An 18,029-nucleotide genomic window follows, 5' to 3' on the forward strand; every position below is an offset into this window, starting at 1 on the left:
CGGAGCAGGGTGACGGTCTGACTCGGCAGGTTGTCCATGGAGGGCGCGCAGAGGGGTGCCCCGGCCGGCCGCTGCCGCGTTACCCCCCGCTGTACGGCGGCAGTCGCCGGGTGATGCGGTCGAACAGCTCCGTCAGCGGCTCGCCGAGCTCCCGGCCGAACTCGGTGAGCCCGTAGGTGACCTGGGGCGGCGTCGTCGGCTCGACCTCCCGCCGGACCAGGCCGTCCTGCACCAGCGCGCGCAGGGTCTGGGCGAGCATCTTCTCGCTGATGCCCTGGATGCTCTCGCGCAGCTCGTAGAACCGGAGGTCGTTGCGCCGCAGGGAGATCAGCACCCAGATGCCCCACCTGCTGGTCACATGGTCGACCACAGCGCGCGCGGGGCAGTCGGTGTGAAACACGTCATACCGCTTCCCCGGCTCGGCCTGTCTGTGCTGCACGCCTTCCGTCACATCATGAGCTTACTTCAAGGTACGTCCTTACGAAAAGTTAGCTATTTCTCCTAGCGTGCGGATCACAGAGGACATCCGACAAGGAGCTGATCATGATCGTGGTGACCGGAGCTACCGGGAACATCGGCCGGCCGTTGACGCAGGCGCTGGCGGAGGCGGGCCGGCAGGTGACGGCCGTGTCCCGGCACACGGCGGCGGTGCCGGAGGGCGTGCGCCACGTGGCGGCCGACCTGACCGAACCGGCAGGCCTCAAGCCCACGTTGGCCGGAGCGGAGGCGTTGTTCCTGCTGCTGTCCGGCGACCTGCACGCCGCCGGGGCCGGCCCGGCGGACCTCCTCGCCCAGGCCGCGGACGCCGGGGTCCGCCGGGTCGTCCTGCTCTCCACGCTGGGGGTGGTGACCAGGCCCTTCGGCTCGACGCGGATCGCGATGCGCGCGCTGGAGGACGCGCTGCGGGAGTCCGGCCTGGAGTGGGCCATCCTGCGGCCGGGCGGCTTCGCCTCCAACGCCCTGTGGTGGGCGGAGTCGGTCCGCGCGCACCAGGTCGTCGCCGCGCCCTTCGGTGACGTCGGGGTGCCGATCATCGACCCGGCGGACATCGCCGCGGTCGCGGCGGCCTGCCTGCTGGCGGACCGGCACGCCGGCGGCGTGTACGAGCTGACCGGCCCGGCGGTGATCACTCCACGCCGGCAGTCGGAGGTCCTCGCCACCGCGCTGGGTACGCCGATTCGGTTCCACGAACTCACCCGCGACGAGGCCAAGGCCGCCATGACCCGGAGCATGCCGGCGGAACTCGCCGACGACACACTGGACATCCTCGGCTCCCCGAATACGGCCGAACTCCGCGTCAGCCCGGACGTCCAGAAGGTCCTCGGCCGCGCCCCGCGCCCGTTCGCCGACTGGGCCGCCCGCAATGTCGCCGCGTTCCGCTGAGCCGGCCCGGCGGAAACTGCCCGACGCCACCCGTCACCCGGCCGTAGCGACACGAAAGCAGGCCCGGCCCTCGCGCTCCTTCACCCACTGACTGCGGTACCGGCCATGGCCGGTACCGCTGGCGGGTGCCTTCCGGAAATGAAGCGGGCCCCTCATGGCGACGCTACCGGAGCCGGCGCGCCATTCCGACAGCGGGTGCCGAGCCCGCGCACCGACCCGATCAACTACGTTGATCATGCACGGACCGACGCCGAGGCGTCGCACGGGAGAGATGAAGCTGCCTGCCCGCAAAGGGAGTTCAGCGGCCTCCGCCCGTCAGGCGCGCCACGGACGACGCCGGTGGGACAACGGCGTCCGGCAACGACTTCAGCAGAATCGGAGAACAGCAATGCGGTACGGGTCCTCCGCGCAGCCCGACACGTTCGGCACCCCCTCGCTCACAGGCTCGACCTCGCGTCGTCGGCTGCTCGGAGTATCCGGCGCGGCCCTCCTCACAGCGGCGTGCAATCCCGAGGAAAGTAAGCAGGCGGGTGGGGAGGGGAGTGTGCAGCCGAATGCGAAGAGCGGTGGCGCACCTACCGGCGAGACACCGAACGGCGCACTCGGGGTGAACTTCAACGAGGACCCCTCGGACATGAACTTCGCCCGGATACGGGCCCTTTCGGCGAAGTGGATACGCGGCTTCGTGCCGATGACGGACGACCTCGATACGCACTCCCCGACCCGGCAGCGATCCATCGCCAGGCTGCTCGACGCCGGCGGGCACGGCTTCAAGACGATCCTTTCGCTGAAGTTCCCTTTCCTGACTCTCGGGCAGTCACTTCCCCAGGTGGGCAGCGAGGAGATGGAAGCGCTGCTGAAGCGCGTGGACCGGGTGCTGCACGCCGTCATGGGAAAGGTGGACATCCTCACCATCGGCAACGAGCCCTTCCTCGAGACCAAGAAGGACGAGCGCGATACGCGGCTCAATGTGTTCTACGAGCACGTCGCCGCACACGTCATCGCCTACCGCAAGAAGAACTTCCCGCAGGGCGGTAAGACCCGTCTGTACATGGGCGCGCTCAATCGCCTCGATGAGAAGGAAGAGCGCACCAAGGCCACCGAACGGTGGGTCGCCTTCGTCAACCGGAAGCCGGAACTCGACGGCCTCGACATCCATCCGCACGTCGACTCCCTGCAGGCGGCCGGCGCATACGTCCAGTACGTCGTGTCCCGCCTGGACAAGGGGAAGAAGTTTCTCGCCACGGAATTCTCCCTGGTGCAGCTCTGGGAGAAGCACATGGGCGACAGGGTCCCGGCGGCCTACGCCGAGAAGTACCGGGTGCCCCCGAACACCCGCGTGTGGCAGGTGATCGGCAATGCGTTCGAGAAGCCGTTCTCCCAGAAGCGGTGGGACGACTTCTTCGCGATGAGTCCGTGGTTCGCCTCCCACAAGGACTACTTGACGAAGCAGATGCAGATGTTCCGGGAGACCGGGAAGCTCGCGGTGGCCACCTACGGGGTGACGCAGATCGAGTCCATGCGGACGGGCTGGGGCCCGCACAAGCAGCCGTGGATCCTCAACCCCCTGTACGCGAACCGCACCGTCAAGGAGGAGAACGGAAAGACCGGACGGACCACCGTCTGGTTCGACTCGTTCCGCGCCCTGCAGGACTCCTGATGCGGCACCCCGTCAGTCACGTGAAGCTCAGCAGATTCCCGCCCCGGCAACCCACCTCGACGCCGTGGCGTCCAACTCCCTGACGGACGGCTGCCGATCACACCGGGAGAGGACATGGCGAAGAAGGACAAGACGACGGACGCGGCGCGGGAGAAGGACCGCGAGAAGTGGATGGCGCGCTTGCAGGTGCGGCTGGCCATGCAGCCGGGAGTGGACCGGGCCGTCGTGCTCCAGGCGGTCAAGGACGTCACGGCGCACTGCGCGGCTACGGGAGAGCACCCGCGCGCTGCCTTCGGTGACCCGGACGCCTACGCCGTGCAGACCGCCGCGCGGCTGGTTCCGGCGGACCGGGCGACGCGCGCGAGGCGACACGACGGCATGGTGAACGCGCTCGGCTCCGCGCTGAAGCGAGCCGGGGACGTCGCCGGTCTGTGACGGTGAAGGCGTCCCTCACCCGTTGGCGCGGTGTGTTTGCGGGACGTGAGTGAGGCGTTTCCGAAACGTCAGTGGCTCCGGGAAGAGTGGTGTGCACACCGCGGGAACGGCCCAAGAAGGCTCCCGCACGAAACACAGGGGGAACCCGACCATGCGCACTTCCCGGATCCGTACCGCATCCCTTGCCGCCGTCACCGCCGCGCTGGCGCTGGGCCTGACCGCATGCGGCGGCGCCGACGGCGGCTCGAAGGCGGCGGGCGGCGACCACGCCGCCGGTGCCGCGCAGAGCTCGTCCGCGACCGGCGCGGACGGCAAGGGGGGCGCGTCGCAGGCCGACGGCGGCGCCACGAAGGGGAGTGCGCGCTCGACGACCGCCTCGGGCGGGACGGGCGAGGTCGCGAGCAAGGGCACCACGGCCGGTGCCCAGCAGTGCCGTGGCGACGAGATGCTGCTCACCGCGGTGCACCGGTTCGCCGGGCAGCAGGGCGACCACCTGCTGATCAGCGCCTCGAACAAGGGCACCGAGCCGTGCTGGGTCACCTCGTACCCGTCCGTGAAGCTCGGCGACGTCAACAGCACCGCACTGCCGCACTCCAAGAAGGACAACCCCGGCGGCGACCGGCACATCACGCTGCAGCCCGGCGGCACGGCGTACAGCGCGGTGAACCTCTTCGACTACGGCTCGAAGCACCACACGGCGAAGTCGTTCGCCCTCGCGCTGCGCGGCGCGAACGGTCACGACGGCCCCATCTACTCCGTCTCCCTCAAGGGCGACAAGCCGCAGTTCAGCTGGAACGAAGCCGATGTGCTGAACTGGAGCACCAAGAAGCCGTACAACTTCTGACGGCCCGTCGGCCGGTGACGCAGCAGTGCGGGACGCGCCCGATGGCGCGCCCCGCACACCGGGTGCCGGAACAGGTCGTCTGCACGAGCGGCAGGCCACTGCTCGCGGCACCTGGCGAGCACACCGAGCCGAGGGAGTCGGGTGCGGTGCTCGCCGCTACGATCCGGGTCGGACGCCCGCGACCGAACCGAGGAGGACCGGTGCCGCAGCAGCCGATGACCAGCACGCTCGGCCGCGCCGCCGCCGTGGGTCCGTTCTTCTCCGTGCGGACCGAGGCCGGGGCACCGCGCGAACAGGGCTTCGTCCCGTTCGCGGAGGTGTACCGGGAGGGCGTCTCACCGGCGCTGAGCCACCGGGTGGAGACGGTGGCCACCCGGCTCGGCACGGCGGAACGGCGGGTCGCCGTCTCCCTCGTCCAGCAGGGACTCGCCGGCCGCCTGTGGTCGATCGCGCTCGCGCCGGCCGTGCTGGCCGGAGACGTTCCCGAGCTGGGAGCCGACACCCTGTGGTGGCATCCGGACCGGAGCACACCCGAGGAACTCTGGCTCCCCGCACCGACCACGCTGACGGCGACAGCCGGCGAAGTCCCGACAACCGAGGACCTGACGGCCCGGCTGGAAGCAGCCGTTGTGCACCACCACCTGGCGCCCCTGCACCGCGCCCTCAGCGCTGTTTCCCCGGTCTCCTCCCAGGTGCTCTGGGGCAACGCCGCCTCCGCCCTGGTCGGCACCCTCCGCGTGCTGCACGGCTGGTGTGCCGGAACCGGCCACCGGGAAGCGGCGCAACGAGCCGTGACACTGACGGCGTCCCTGCTCGGCACCGCACCGCTGCGCGACACCGGCACCTTCGACCCCGTCGGCCCTGCCTTCTCCCGACGCAGCTGCTGCCTGTACTACCGCGTGCCTGGCGGTGGACTGTGCGGCGACTGCGTGCTGAGGCATACCGGGCGCTAGGGGCCGTGATCCCGGAAGCCGGGCCCCGTCCACCCTGCGAGCGAGGCTCCTGACACCTGGCGGTCGGCCCGCTCCGGCCGGATGGCTACTCCTTGACCGGGTCGGCGCCCGGCCGCTTGACGAGCCGATCGTCGACCTCGACCGACTTCCAGAGGCGGCGGCTGATCCGGACCTTCCTCACTTCCCCGTCGGCGAGGCGGACCTCGACGAAGTGGTACATATTCGCGCCGTCGAGCATGCCCCGGGACTTCGTGACGACGGTGCCTTCCCAGGACTCGTCTCGTCCAACTTTGTGAGATGTGAACATGCCGCAAAGCCTACGAGGACCGGCCGCCGACCTGCAGAGCCGCGAGTCACCCTCCTGGAAATGACAAATGTCCTGCCGGGGCAATCCTGCTCACCACGGAATTTCCCCCTCGTCGTCGAAGAAGCCGCCGGTGGGACCGTCGTCGGGCAGGGTCGCGAGTCGGATCGCGACCGCCGCGCCCTGTTGCGGGGTGCGGACGCCCCGGTACCCGTTGAGGTCGGTCGCGCAGTAGCCGGGGCAGCCGGCGTTGATCAGGATGCTGGTGTCGCTGAGCTCCTTGGCGTACTGGACGGTGACGGCGTTGAGGAAGGTCTTCGACGGCGCGTAGGCACCGGAGATCGGGCCCGTATCGGCGCCGGGAGTGGTCTGCCGGGTGAGGGACCCGACGACGCTGGACATGTTCACGATCCGTGGCGACGAGGAGCGGCGCAGCAACGGCAGCATCGTGTTGGTGACGCGGATGACGCCGACGACGTTGGTCTCCACGGTCACCCGCACCGTCGCCACGTCAACCGTGGTCGGCTCCTGCGGCGCGCTGCCGGTGACCCCGGCGTTGTTGACAAGCACGTCGAGACGTCCGGCGCTGTCCTCGATCAACCTGGCGGCGTCGGCCACGCTCGCGTCGTCCGTCACGTCGAGCGGCACGCCGAACGCGTCGACGCCGGCCGCCCGCAGGTTCGCCACGGCCGTCTCGCGCCGCTGCTGGTCCCGGGCGCCGACCCCGACCCGCCAGCCGAGGGCGCCAAGGCCGGCCGCGATCTCATACCCGATGCCCTTGTTCGCGCCGGTGACCAGCGCAATTGTCTGTTCGCTCATGTGGTTCATCCTGCCGGGGCCGGGCCGGAGGCGGCCAACACCGATTGGGTGGTCGGCGATACCGCGTGGGTATCGATCCCGGCGGGAGTCGTACCCTGGCGACGTGGAGACAAGGGAGTTGCGGTACTTCGTCGCCGTCGCTGAGGAGCTGCACTTCGGGAGGGCCGCGCAGCGGCTCGGGATGGCGCAGCCCCCGCTGTCGCGGGCGATTCATCAGCTCGAGCGGCGCCTGGGCACGGCACTGCTGGAACGCACCAGCCGAACGGTCACCCTCACGGGGGCCGGTGCGGTGCTTCTGCTGGAGGCCCGGGCGGCGCTCGACGCGGTCGAGGCCGCCGAACGTCGCACCCGTCGCGCCGCGCTCGCCGAGGCCGGCCAACAACCCGGCGTGGTCCTGGCCACGAAGGCCGGCGCGTCCAGCGAGCTGCTGGCGAAGCTGCTCGACGCCTACGCCGCCGAACCCGACGCGGCCACCGTCGATCTGCTGCTGTGCGGAATCGGCGAGCAGGAACGCATGCTGCGCGACGGCCGGGCCGACGTGGCGCTGCTGCATCTGCCGTTCGACGTCACGGCCGGCTTCGACACCGAACAGCTCCGCACGGAGGAGCAGGTGGCGGTACTGCCGGCCGGACATCCCCTCACCATCCGGGCCGATCTGCGGATGGCCGAAGTCACCGCACTGCCCGACCTGCCGATGCCGCGCTGGCCCGGCCGCGACGGCACCTACCCGGACGGACCCGGCCCACAGGCCCGGGACCACACCCAGTTGTTCCAACTGATCGCGCTCGGCCGCACATGCTGGATCGCGCCGGAGTCCTGCCGGGCCCAACTGCGCGAAGACCTCGCCGCCGTGCCGGTGCTGGACGCCCCGACGGTCACGACGGTGATCGCATGGCCGCCCCACAGCCGCTCCCGAGCCGTCGCCGGCCTCGTCCGTGCCGCGACACGGATCTGAGTGCGCGAAAGCGTCCGCGACTTCCGCCGCCGCCGGCAGCCGGACGGGCTGCCGGACTCCGCTCGTCCCGCGGTGACCGCTGCCTATACCACGAACCCTGACGCGTGTGCAGCCGAAGGTCGCGGAGTCCAGCTACCGAATGTCCTCCACCGGGATTTGCGGACCTCCCGCCCGATCGGCGGTCTACCGTACGGACATACCGCGTCACCCGCTGCGGTCATACGAGGAGGAGTCCTGTGTCGTCGCCCTGTGACCCCGAGTACGCTCCCGCCGGCGATGTGGGTGCGGCGCTCATGATGATCGACTCTCGGCTCAAGGCCCTCTACGACAACAAGACCGAGACCGACCCCGAACAGCAGGAAATACTGGACCACTTCGCCGCCTCCATGGGCCCGACCGGGGTCGACGCACTGCTGGACGGCGCGTGCACGCTGATCTACATGTTCATGAAGTGGCTGCGGACGGCCTGCGAGGAGCACGACAAGGACGTCATCGAGTACTCGGTACCCAGCCTCGTGGCCACGATGCGCATGATGCCCAAGACCTTCCGTCCCGAGGTCATCCCCACCATGGCCGGCCTGCTCGTCGCCGCGGGCACCGGCCTGAGCCCCAACTTGTGGCGCGCCCAGTACGGAAGCTGGCGCGAGGTCGAGATGAACCCGCTGGAAGCCCTGGTCGTCCTGCTCGCCGAGCACCTCAACCGCATCGCCGACGACCACGACTTCGCCACCCGCTTGATCACCGACGCGCTGTCCAGGGCACACGAAGACTGACGCGCGCATTCTTCGCACGCCGCCGGGGCCACCACCAGTCGCCCCGGAGTGCGCATGCCGGGCGACCGGAACGTTCACGCGGCATGCGCGACGTCAACCAGACATTCAAGGGACGGCCCACGCGGCCGGCCGGAAGCGTCCTGGAGTGGCGTCCGGCCGGGCCGCGCGTGGTCCCCGCTCAGTGGGCAAGGGCGTTGCCCGCTCAGTGGGCGAAGCCCCAGTCGAGCATCTTGGTCGCGTCGTCGAAGCGGCCCGTGTCGTCCTTGAGGATCGCGCCGACCAGGGTGCGGTTGTCCCGCTTGGCGGCGAACACCAGGCAGTAGCCGTCCTCCGGGCCGCTGCCCGTCTTGATGCCCAGGGCACCGTCGTAGGTGGTCAGCAGCTTGTTGGTGTTGTCCCAGGTGTAGTACCGGATGTGGCCGTTGGCCGCCGGGGCCTCGGCCTTGAACTGCTTGTTCTTCACGATGTCGGCGAACATCGGCTGCAGCATCGCGCGCTGGCCGAGCCTGGCCAGGTCGCGGGCGGTGCTGTGGTTGTTGCCCTGCGAGATGCCGTCGAAGCTGTCGAAGTTCGTTCCGGTCATGCCCAGTTGCTGCGCCTCGACGTTCATCTGGCGCACGAAGTCGGCGATCCGCGCCTCCTGGGTGCTCCCGGATCCGAGGTTGTCGGCCAGCGCCATCGCGGCGTCGTCGCCGGACGGGATCAGCATGGCGTGCAACAGCTGCTCGACGCTCAGCGTGTCGCCGGTCTGGAGGTCCGCGGTGCTGCCGCCGACCTTCTGGACGTAGTCCCGGTACTCCTGCCTGACCGTGATCTGGCGGTTCAGCCACTCCGGATGCTTGAGGATCACCAGGGCAGTCATGATCTTGGTGGTGCTGGCCATCGGCACGCTCTCGTCCGCCTTGGCCCCGCCCCACAGCTCCCGCTGCCGGCTGCCGTCGCCGGCGTCCAGGAGGAAGGCGTGGTCGGTGTGGATCTGAGGAGCGGTCTGGTCCTTCGCGTCAGCGACCGTGTGCTGGGCGTCCGTGGTGGTGCCCGCGCTCCCCTGCTGGCCGTTCTCGTCCGCGGAGTGCGTGGCGCCGGGGGTGGCGGCCTGGGCGAGGCCGCCGGCGGTGATCGGCAGGGCGGCGCCGACAAGCGCGACCATCGCGATCCGGACACCGGTGCGGTGTATTCGATTGGGGCGGGCGTGGGAACCCATGGGGCATCCCTCCTTCCGGCGAAGGGACGCCGGTGTCGTAGTAGGAACTCGGTTCAAGGTGAATCTACTTGCTCGACGAAAACGATGATCAAGCGGGCTATGCCTGTGCCGGATAACGGAGTTCGTCGTTGCAGAGGTGCGCGGCCGACGGAATCCGCGCACGGTCAGCCAGAACCGGGGCGTTGGCTGACATGGCCCGGTGGCCGCGAACCACCGGCTCGCGAATGATCTTTAAGCTCCTTGAACGGGATCGAGGTCCAGCCGCCGGTGTCACGGATGACGAGTCGGCGGGGCGGCCGCCACCAGCTCGGCGACCGATCCCGACATGATCGTCCGTACGTGCTCGGTGAGGTGATCCGCCGGCCAGTTCCACCAGGCGACGGCGAGGAGACGGGCGACATCCTCGGCGTCGTAGCGGGTGCGGATGAGCCGGGCGGGGTTGCCGCCGACGATGCCGTAGTCGGGTACGTCGGCGGTGACCACGGCGCCGGCGGCGATGATGGCGCCGTGGCCGATCCGGACGCCTGGCATGATCGTCGCGCCGTGGCCGAACCAGACGTCGTTGCCGACGACGGTGTCGCCGCGGCTGGGCAGGTCGGTGAGCAGGTCGAAGTGGTCGGCCCAGGAGCCGCCCATGGTGGGGAAGGGAAAGGTCGAGGGGCCGTCCATACGGTGGTTGGCGCCGTTCATGAGGAAACGCGTTCCGGTGCCCAGCGCGCAGAACTTGCCGATGACGAGTCGCTCGGGGCCGTAGTGGTAGAGGACGTTGCGCGTCTCGAACGCAGTCGGGTCGTCCGGGTCGTCGTAGTAGGAGAACTCACCGACCTCGATCAGCGGGGACTTCACCAGCGGCTTGAGCAGCACCACCCGCGGCTGGTCGGGCATCGGGTGCAGGACGGTGGGGTCGGCGGGAGCAGGCGGCATCGTGAGTCGATTCCTCTCCGGAACGGGCGTAGGGGTGGGGCAGGAACCCTCAGTCTCTGACAGCGGGTACCGGCATGTGCGCCTCGGTCCCCTGCGGACCGGTCGGCTGTTTCCGGTGCCGAACGGGGATCCGGTACCGCGTGGAGCCGGCCGGAAAACCAGGCCTCCCCGGGAGCGACAGAAATTCGAGAGATTCGTCAACCATGACGGCCGCACTTCACTCGATAGAGACCTCCACAATGGATGGATTCACCCGAACGCCTCCCAGTATTCTCAGACCCGCTTCGGTCAGACTTCCGCCGATGGAGGGCTATATGGGCGCACTACTGGATCAGAAGTACGAGAAGCTCTTCGCCTTGCTGGACACCAATGGCGACGGGGTGATCGCCGAGAACGACTTCGAGCTGATGGCCGGCCGCGTGCTCACCGCCGCCGACGAGGAAAGCACGGCGAAGGGCGAGAAGTACGCCGCAGAAATGCGGAACTACTGGCGGGCTCTGCGGAATTCCGCCGACGCCAACGACGACGGCGAGATCAGTAGGGACGAGTTCCGCGAGGCGCTGCGCCACGTGAGCGACACCTTCGACACCCTGGTCGGGCCGCTCTACCAGGCCGGCTTCCACGTCGCCGACAGGGACGACGACGGCCTGGTCGGTAAGGAGGACTTCGTCGCGGTCCTCGCCGCCATCGGCGTCCCGGCGCCCGAGGCCGGGGCGTCCTTCGACCGGCTCACCGAGCAGAGCGGACAGCTGACGAAGGACCAGCTGATGACCGCCGCCACTCGCTACTACTGCCATGAGGACCCGGCAGACTCCGCAAGCCATCTGCTCTTCGGCGCTCTGTGAGGTAAGCCCACATTGGACGCGATCGCGGTGGCGGAAACGGGCGCCCGTGATACGGCTGACAACACAGCCGTCCCGGCGAACCGTGTGCAGGTACTGAAGGACGTCCTTTTCGACGGGCGTTTCGATGATCTGCACGCGCCATGGACGAACGTTTTATGCCGGGGCGTTTTCCGCTACCGCGATGGGTTGTCGCCTTCCGAACGTTCCGAACTTTCCTATGAGCGTTTACGTGCTGTCAATGACGAGATCGACGACGTGGCGGAACTGGTCGGCGACATCGACCGACTGAGTGCGCTGCACGAATGGTCGGGGATGGTCGACGGCACGCTGACCACCCTGGCGACCATCCACTACAACCTGTTCCTGGGCAGCCTGCTGCGCCTCGACCCCGGGCGCACGGTGGACCTCACCCCGTTCACCCGGCTGCGGCGCTACGGCACCGTTCTGATCACCGAACTCGACTACGGCAACAACGCTGCCGAGTTGGAGACCACGGCGACCCATCAGCCGGACACCGACACCTTCGTGCTGCACACCCCCTCGCGCGGCGCCCAGAAGTTCATGCCCAACACCGGAGCCGCCGGCGGGGCCAAGAGCGGCCTGGTCGCGGCCCGGCTGACGGTCCGCGATCAGGATTGCGGCGTGTTCCTGTTCCTCGTGCCGCTGCGCGACGCAGGAGGGCCGCTGCCGGGGATCCGGGTGCGCCTCCTGTCACAGACACCCGGTTCCGCCGTCGATCACGCCCTCACCTCGTTCGACCGGGTCGTGCTCCCGCGTACGGCGCTGCTGGCCGGTGACCACGCGGACCTCACCGCCGAAGGGGCCTTCCACAGCACGCTCGGCAGTCGGCGGCGCCGCTTCCTGCGGTCCATCCAGCGCGTCACCACGGGCAAACTCTGCCTGAGCGCGGCGGCGTTGGGCGGAGCCCGGGCGGCTCTCACCATCGCCGTACGGTATGCCCACCGCCGGCACACCTTCGCCCCGGCGAGCAGATCCGGCGTCCCGGTGTTCGACTACCGCTGCCACCAGACCAGGCTGCTCGGGGCCGTGGCCCGCGCCTACGCGGCGACGTTCCTGCTGCGCGAGGCCATCCGCAGCTGTGCGGGTGCGGAAACCCCCGAGTCGGCCGACACGGAGGTTCTCGTCGCGGCGGCGAAGGGCTGGATCACCTGGCGGTCCAGGGACATCGCCATCGAGTGCCGGGAACGCTGCGGCGCCCAGGGGCTGCTGTCGGCCAACCGCATCGTCGACCTGCTCACGCCGATCGAGAGCACCATCACCGCCGAAGGGGACAACCTCGTCATCTGGACGAAGGCCGGCGCCGACATGCTGATCGGACGCGGCTACGACCCGCCCCCGGCCCCCGTGGTGCGCACCGGCGCGCTGACCGACTGCGCGTTCCTGCTCGACTTGCTCGTCGGGCACGAGCGGTACTGCCTCCAGTACGCCCGCAGCCGGCTCGGCCGGCCGAGCGCGGACGCGATGGAGCGCTGGAACCACGCGGTGAACCCGGCTCTGGACCTCGTCGGCGCGTACGCCACCCGGCGGGCCGCCGAGGCGTTCCTGGCCGCCGCCGACCGCGTCGACGACGCCACCACGCGCGGCCTGCTCAAGACGGTCTTCCAGCTGTTCGTGCTGCAACATCTCATGCCCTGCGCGGGGTTGCTGCTGGCGGAGGGGCAGCTCACCAACGAAGCGGTCCGGGACCTGACCCCCGCCATCGACCGTGTCAGCGCCGCGCTGGCTCCCCACGCCCGCACTCTCGTGGAGGCGTTCGCCGTGCCGGACGGCATCCTCCAGGCTCCGATCGCCACCGACGGCTACGACACCGCCTACGACGACCCGGAGGGACCGTGGCGGCCGGCACCGGCCGGCTGAGTCCGGCCCGGCCCCCCGGCCTCACCCCTCCCCCGTTCCCCGTTCGCCGTCCGTCGTCCGTCGTTCCGAGGAGTCCACCGGCCATGAGCGTCGCGTTCGCCCGTGAGCCGTCGTGGGACCCTCGGCTCTTCCCACCGGCCGCCCGTGCGCCGCGTGCCGTGCAGACCACACGGATGCTGCTGGACCCCCAGGGCTACGCGCGCTCGCTGCGCCGGCGGTTCGGGCCGGTCTTCTCGCTCCGTACCTACCCCTACCGCGCTGCCCTCGTCTGCGCGGCCGGCGCCGCGGCCAACCGGGCGGTGCTGACCGACCACGCGCGCTTCACCGGCGGTGACGCCGCCGCCCTGCTGGCGCCCGCGGTCGGGGCCGGATCGCTGATCTGCACACCACCGCCCCTGCACCTGGGCCACCGCAAGCTCCTGCTGCCGCCCTTCCACGGGGCCCGTATCGCGCGCTGGCAGGAGCGGGTGCGGGAACTGGTCCGCAGCGGACTGCCCGGCCTGCTCGGCGGCGACGGCGTGGCCGTGCGCCCCTGGGCCCAGCGGCTGACGCTCGACATCATCCTGCGGGTCGTCTTCGGTGTGCAGGCGCCGGCCCGGGTCGCCGCCTTCCGGCACGCGCTCCAGGCGTTCGTCGGCACGGGGAACCTCGCCGTGCTGTTCCTGCCCGAGCAGTTGCGGCGCGACCTCGGGCCGCTCACCCCGGGTGGCCGCTTCCACCGGCTCCGCGCGACCGTGCGCGACCTGACCCGCGAGGAGATCGCCGCACGGCGGGCCGCGCCCGACCGCGCCCCGCGCGACGATGTGCTGTCCCTGCTGCTCGACGCACGCGACGAGCACGGGGCCGGGCTGGACGACGCGCAGCTCCTGGACGAGCTGACCGGTCTGGTGCTGGCCGGTTACGAGACCACGGCGACCACGATCGCCTGGACGCTCCATCTGCTCGCCCACCATCCCGTCGCCCGCGACGACCTGATCGCGGACCTCGACGCGGGCTCGGACCGCCTGCTGAAGGCGACCGTCAGCGAATCCGGCCGGCTGCGGCCCGCCGTCCAGCACGCCATGCGCAACGCGGCACAGGACACGGAGCTGGGCGGTCACCCGGTGCCGCGGTACGCGTTCGTCGCGGCCCTGTTCTCGCTCACCCACCTCGATCCCGAGCTGTGGCCGCAGCCGGATGCCTTCCGGCCCGCGCGCCACCTGGGGACGGGTCCGGTGCCCTACTCGCTGACACCGTTCGGCGGGGGTCTGCGACGCTGCATCGGGGTGTCGCTGGCGCAGCTCGAAACCGAGACGGTGCTGCGGGAGATCCTGGCGGTGGCCGTCCCCGAGCCGGCCGGGCCGCTGGAACGGGCGCGCCTGGTGTCCGTGACGATGATCCCGGCGCGGGGCGGACGGGTCCGGCTCCGCGAGCGCCGATCGTGCCGGGCGGCGTAGGACCCGTCGCGCAAGTGCCGGCCACCGCCACTGGTTGAGCATTCATCGATTCGGACGTGCACGGGGGCGCGCCGCGCGCGGTGCCGGCGGGCGTGAGCCCGGCGCAGGCCGCCGTCCGGCAGGGCCCGGAGGACGCCGACCGAGCTGGTCGGCGGGCGGACGGCCCGGGTGGGGCGCTTCCCCCGTCACGCTGCCGCCAGAGCGCTATGTTCCCTTTGCGTGGATACTCTGTGAACTGTGATCGAGTCTGGACGGCCGCGGATCCGTCGCCGCCACGGCCGGTGGCTTGTGCGGCTGTCGCCGGTGATCCTGACCGTCGTCATCGCCAGTCTGGCGTACGCCACTCCCCCGGAGGTGGCCTTCAGCCGACTTCTGCCCGCGGCGCCGACCCTCGCCGCCGCCATGTGGCCGGTGCTCCCCACCGTGCTGCTGGGGACGGTGTGTCTCTTTCTCATGATCGGCCTGAGTGTCGTGTTCCCCGGTCTGGGGACGTGGTGGACGGCCGGGGGGATCATCGCGGTCACCGTGGCGGCCGCGTACGGAAGCCATGTCCGGCTCCAGCGGGAGCGGACCCTCTTCCAAGTGCGGCTCGTCGCGGACGCGGCGCAGCAGGTGGTGCTGAGTCCGATGCCGCGCCGCTTCGCGAGCATCGAGATCGAGTCGCTGTACCTCGCGGCCGCGGCCGAGGCCCGTATCGGCGGCGACTTCTACGAGGTGGTCGACACACGGTTCGGGGTCAGGCTGCTCATCGGTGATGTGCGGGGCAAGGGGCTGCCGGCGGTGGGGGCGGCCGCGGCGATCGTCAATTCCTTCCGGGAGGCGGCCTACGGTGAGGCCGACATGGTCAGCGTCGCGCGCCGGCTGGATGCCAGCAGCACCCGTTACAACGCCGCGTTTCCCCCCGAGGGGCCGATGGAGCGCTTCGCCACCGCGCTTCTCGTCCAGATCCCGCACGGGGAGCGGCGTATCGAGATCCTCAACTGCGGACATCCTCCGCCGCTGCTCCTGAACCGCGGGGAGCTACGTGCCCTCGACCCCACGGCCCCCTCGCCGCTGCTCAACCTCGCGGAGCTGCTCGGCGACCACTACACCATCGACACCTTCGACTTCACCCCCGGTGACCTGCTGCTTCTCTATACGGACGGGGTCGCCGAGGCCCGCTCCCGCGACGGCGGGTTCTTCCCGCTGGCGGCCTGGATGAGCCAACAGCCCCCGACGCCGCCCCACGAGCTGCTCACGGCTCTGCACCGCGACCTCCTCCGCTACAGCAGAGGACGCCTGGACGACGACATCGCCGCCCTCGCCGTGCGCCTGTGTGACCCGCCCGACTGAGCCCGGCCCGGGTCCGACCCGCCGTCGCGGCCCTCCCGGTGACGGCTCCCCCACCGCACCTCACCAGGGCACGGGTGTCCCGTCCCAGGAGAAGAAGCCACCGGTGGGGCCGTCGTCCGGCAGCAGGGCCAGGCGGAGGGCGCCCCGCGCGGCCTCGGCGGGGTCACCGCCGGACGTGGCGGCCCGGGGGTTGAGGTCGGTGGCCCGCAGGCCGGGGGCGAGCGCGTTGACCTTGAAGCCGTCCTCGGCCAGCGTCTGGGCGTAGAGGACGGTGAGCGCGTTGAGGGCGGCCTTGGACGACCGGTAGGCGGCGGCGCCGGCGCTTCCCGGGGTGAAGTGGGGGTTGGGGTGGGTGCTCCAGGTCAGTGACGCGGTGCCGCTGGAGACGTTGACGATGCGTGGGTGCGGGGACCGGCGCAGGGCGGGCAGGAAGGCGTTGGTCACCGCCACCACCCCGAACACGTTGGTCTCGTAGGTGCGCCGGAATTCCTCGATGCCGGTGGCGGTCGGCGGGGCGAGGGACGGGGAGATGCCGGCATTGTTGACCAGCACGTCCAGGCGGTCCACCTGCGCCGCGGCCCGGGCGAGGCCGTCGGGGTCGGTCACGTCGAGGACCAGCAGCCGGGCGCCGGCCCCGATCTCCTCGACGGCGCGCTGTCCGCGCTCCGGGTCGCGGGCGCCCACGTACACGGTGCGGCCCTCGGCCGCGAGCAGGTGGGCCACGTGCTTGCCGATGCCTTTGTTGGCCCCGGTGACCAGGGCTGTGCGATCGTTCATGGGAGCTACGGTCCCCCGGCGGCCAGTGCCCTGCCAGGGACGGTCTGTACCAGGCACACGGCCGGAGGTGGCATGGCGAGGCAGGAGCTGGCCCGCTTTCTGCGGAACCGTCGGGCGGGCCTGCGCCCCCAGGAGGCAGGGCTGACGACGACGGGCGTCCGCCGTACGCCGGGCCTGCGCCGCGAGGAGGTGGCGGAGCTGGCCCACATGTCGGTCGACTACTACACGCGGCTGGAGCAGGCACGGGGGCCGCGGCCCTCGACCCGGATCCTGGACGCGCTGGCCCGGGCGCTGCGCCTCACACCGGCCGAGCGCAGCCATCTGTTCCGTCTGGCGGGGTCGAACGCGCCGCCCGGCGGCGACACCGTGCGGCGGGTCCGTCCGCACGTGTCCCGGATGCTGGAGCGGCTGCCGGAGACGGCCGCCCTGGTCACCGACGCCGCCTACGGGGTCGTCGCCTGGAATCCCCTGGCCCGGGCGCTGTTCGGCGACGATCTCGCACGGGGGACGACAAACCTGGCCCGGCGCCGCTTCCTGGGCCAGGGGCGGATGTACGAGACCTCCAGGGCCGAGGAGTTCGGGCACCTCGCGGTGGCGCGGCTGCGCCGGTCCGCCGACCGTTATCCGCACGATCCTCAGCTCACCGCCCTGCTGGACGAACTGCACGCCGACAGCGAGGAGTTCCGGCAGATCTGGCGGACACATCCGGTCCACGCTCCCGGCCACCGCACCAAGACCCTGGAGCACCCGGAAGTCGGCCCGCTGCGGCTGAACTGCGACGTGCTGCTCGTGCCCGAGGACGACCAGGAAGTCGTCCTGGTCACGGCCGACCCCGGATCACCCACCCTGCGGGCCCTGAACGTGCTGGCCGGTCAGGCGACCTGAAGGGGGACGGGACCGCCGCTGTGAGCACGGTGCTCGGCCCGAGGGGCGAGCGGGCGGTGTTACGGGACGTGGGGCGTGGAAGGGGCGGCGGGCAGCAGGGTGATGGTGGCGTGTGCCGCGTCGGAGTCCCCCTCGTAGGAGTACGTGAGCAGACCGGCCTCCCGGAGCCGGGCCAGGGCCGTGGTGAGGACCTCCGGGGAGGTGCCCAGCGCGCGGGCGGCCGGGTGCACGGGAAGGCTGATGATGTGCGCCGTGGCCCGTCCGAGGGCGGGGGCGGGGGCGGCGAGGTCCGCGAGAAAGCCTGCCAGCACTCCTCCCTCCAGCGCCGAGTGTGCCTGCGCCACCCAAGGGGCCAGCCAGTCTTCGGCCAAGGACGTCACCGGGACCACTCCTTCCACCGGGGTTCCAGAGCAGGATCGGCCGGGGCCCGGCGCGGTGCACGACCACGCCGCCGAACGGGTGACCTGCCGGCCGCCCCTGAATGCGGGACAAGGGCCGGGCCGCGGGGGAGCAACCCTATTGCCGCCAATGCTCGCCGCGTATCGGCCGACGTCGCATATTCGGAGGGATGGACGAGTGGATCCGGCGGGCCACGCGTGCGGTCCTTGCCTGCCGGGTCGGCGTC

19 protein-coding genes are annotated in these 18,029 nt (G+C 70.7%); 12 read left to right on the forward strand and 7 right to left on the reverse strand.

The features are described 5' to 3' along the window. Positions 1–79 precede the first annotated feature (79 nt). The gene (locus ACQP17_RS01345; RefSeq protein ID WP_433854514.1) at positions 80–451 is read right to left on the reverse strand and encodes a winged helix-turn-helix transcriptional regulator; all 372 of its coding nucleotides are present in this window, start codon (positions 449–451) and stop codon (positions 80–82) included. 92 nt (positions 452–543) lie between these two features. On the opposite strand from ACQP17_RS01345, the gene ACQP17_RS01350 reads away from it, so the two are divergent. From ACQP17_RS01350 to ACQP17_RS01370, 5 genes are all read left to right on the forward strand, one after another. After that, positions 544–1,383, forward strand: a complete 840-nt coding sequence (locus ACQP17_RS01350) for an SDR family oxidoreductase (protein ID WP_433854515.1) — start codon at positions 544–546, stop codon at positions 1,381–1,383. 607 nt (positions 1,384–1,990) lie between these two features. Next, on the forward strand, positions 1,991–3,043 hold the full coding sequence (locus tag ACQP17_RS01355) for a hypothetical protein (RefSeq protein ID WP_433854516.1): 1,053 nt from the start codon (positions 1,991–1,993) through the stop codon (positions 3,041–3,043). Positions 3,044–3,157: 114 nt separating this feature from the next. Next, entirely contained in the window at positions 3,158–3,478 is a 321-nt protein-coding gene (locus tag ACQP17_RS01360; RefSeq protein ID WP_433854517.1) for a hypothetical protein, read from the forward strand. 151 nt (positions 3,479–3,629) lie between these two features. Then, on the forward strand, positions 3,630–4,322 hold the full coding sequence (locus tag ACQP17_RS01365) for a DUF4232 domain-containing protein (RefSeq protein WP_433854518.1): 693 nt from the start codon (positions 3,630–3,632) through the stop codon (positions 4,320–4,322). Between the two features lie 200 nt (positions 4,323–4,522). Next, on the forward strand, positions 4,523–5,275 hold the full coding sequence (locus tag ACQP17_RS01370) for a (2Fe-2S)-binding protein (RefSeq protein ID WP_433854519.1): 753 nt from the start codon (positions 4,523–4,525) through the stop codon (positions 5,273–5,275). An 85-nt stretch (positions 5,276–5,360) separates the two neighbouring features. Here ACQP17_RS01370 and ACQP17_RS01375 read toward each other — a convergent pair whose 3' ends face one another. Continuing rightward, a complete protein-coding gene (locus tag ACQP17_RS01375; protein ID WP_433854520.1) occupies positions 5,361–5,582 on the reverse strand; it encodes a DUF7489 domain-containing protein in 222 nt (73 codons plus the stop codon). 90 nt (positions 5,583–5,672) lie between these two features. After that, positions 5,673–6,398, reverse strand: coding sequence for an SDR family oxidoreductase (locus tag ACQP17_RS01380; RefSeq protein ID WP_433854521.1), 726 nt, complete (start codon positions 6,396–6,398; stop codon positions 5,673–5,675). Positions 6,399–6,501: 103 nt separating this feature from the next. Here ACQP17_RS01380 and ACQP17_RS01385 point away from each other — a divergent pair, with 103 nt between their 5' ends. Both ACQP17_RS01385 and ACQP17_RS01390 read left to right on the forward strand, forming a co-directional pair. Next, positions 6,502–7,353, forward strand: a complete 852-nt coding sequence (locus tag ACQP17_RS01385; protein ID WP_433854522.1) for a LysR family transcriptional regulator — start codon at positions 6,502–6,504, stop codon at positions 7,351–7,353. A gap of 236 nt (positions 7,354–7,589) precedes the next feature. Next, positions 7,590–8,126, forward strand: a complete 537-nt coding sequence (locus ACQP17_RS01390) for a hypothetical protein (RefSeq protein ID WP_433854523.1) — start codon at positions 7,590–7,592, stop codon at positions 8,124–8,126. A 202-nt stretch (positions 8,127–8,328) separates the two neighbouring features. Here ACQP17_RS01390 and ACQP17_RS01395 read toward each other — a convergent pair whose 3' ends face one another. After that, positions 8,329–9,327, reverse strand: coding sequence for a D-alanyl-D-alanine carboxypeptidase family protein (locus ACQP17_RS01395; protein ID WP_433854524.1), 999 nt, complete (start codon positions 9,325–9,327; stop codon positions 8,329–8,331). 270 nt (positions 9,328–9,597) lie between these two features. Next, positions 9,598–10,251, reverse strand: coding sequence for a CatB-related O-acetyltransferase (locus ACQP17_RS01400; protein ID WP_433854525.1), 654 nt, complete (start codon positions 10,249–10,251; stop codon positions 9,598–9,600). Between the two features lie 314 nt (positions 10,252–10,565). Here ACQP17_RS01400 and ACQP17_RS01405 point away from each other — a divergent pair, with 314 nt between their 5' ends. The 4 genes from ACQP17_RS01405 (at position 10,566) to ACQP17_RS01420 (ending at position 15,742) form a co-directional block, all read left to right on the forward strand. Then, the gene (locus tag ACQP17_RS01405; protein WP_433854526.1) at positions 10,566–11,096 is read left to right on the forward strand and encodes an EF-hand domain-containing protein; all 531 of its coding nucleotides are present in this window, start codon (positions 10,566–10,568) and stop codon (positions 11,094–11,096) included. 255 nt (positions 11,097–11,351) lie between these two features. After that, the gene (locus tag ACQP17_RS01410; protein WP_433854527.1) at positions 11,352–12,974 is read left to right on the forward strand and encodes an acyl-CoA dehydrogenase family protein; all 1,623 of its coding nucleotides are present in this window, start codon (positions 11,352–11,354) and stop codon (positions 12,972–12,974) included. Between the two features lie 83 nt (positions 12,975–13,057). After that, positions 13,058–14,410, forward strand: coding sequence for a cytochrome P450 (locus ACQP17_RS01415; protein WP_433854528.1), 1,353 nt, complete (start codon positions 13,058–13,060; stop codon positions 14,408–14,410). Between the two features lie 237 nt (positions 14,411–14,647). Then, entirely contained in the window at positions 14,648–15,742 is a 1,095-nt protein-coding gene (locus tag ACQP17_RS01420; RefSeq protein WP_433854529.1) for a PP2C family protein-serine/threonine phosphatase, read from the forward strand. 60 nt (positions 15,743–15,802) lie between these two features. On the opposite strand, the gene ACQP17_RS01425 is transcribed toward ACQP17_RS01420, so the two are convergent. Beyond that, positions 15,803–16,519, reverse strand: coding sequence for an SDR family oxidoreductase (locus tag ACQP17_RS01425; RefSeq protein ID WP_433854530.1), 717 nt, complete (start codon positions 16,517–16,519; stop codon positions 15,803–15,805). Positions 16,520–16,591: 72 nt separating this feature from the next. On the opposite strand from ACQP17_RS01425, the gene ACQP17_RS01430 reads away from it, so the two are divergent. Then, positions 16,592–17,404: a helix-turn-helix transcriptional regulator gene (locus tag ACQP17_RS01430; RefSeq protein WP_433854531.1), complete on the forward strand. Its 813-nt coding sequence runs from the start codon at positions 16,592–16,594 to the stop codon at positions 17,402–17,404. A 59-nt stretch (positions 17,405–17,463) separates the two neighbouring features. Here the strand turns inward: ACQP17_RS01430 and ACQP17_RS01435 are convergent, their stop codons facing one another. Continuing rightward, a complete protein-coding gene (locus ACQP17_RS01435) occupies positions 17,464–17,784 on the reverse strand; it encodes a hypothetical protein (RefSeq protein ID WP_433854532.1) in 321 nt (106 codons plus the stop codon). Between the last annotated feature and the right edge of the window lie 245 nt (positions 17,785–18,029).

It is taken from the genome of Streptomyces kronopolitis, from assembly GCF_050953795.1.
Classification (GTDB): domain Bacteria; phylum Actinomycetota; class Actinomycetes; order Streptomycetales; family Streptomycetaceae; genus Streptomyces; species Streptomyces kronopolitis_A.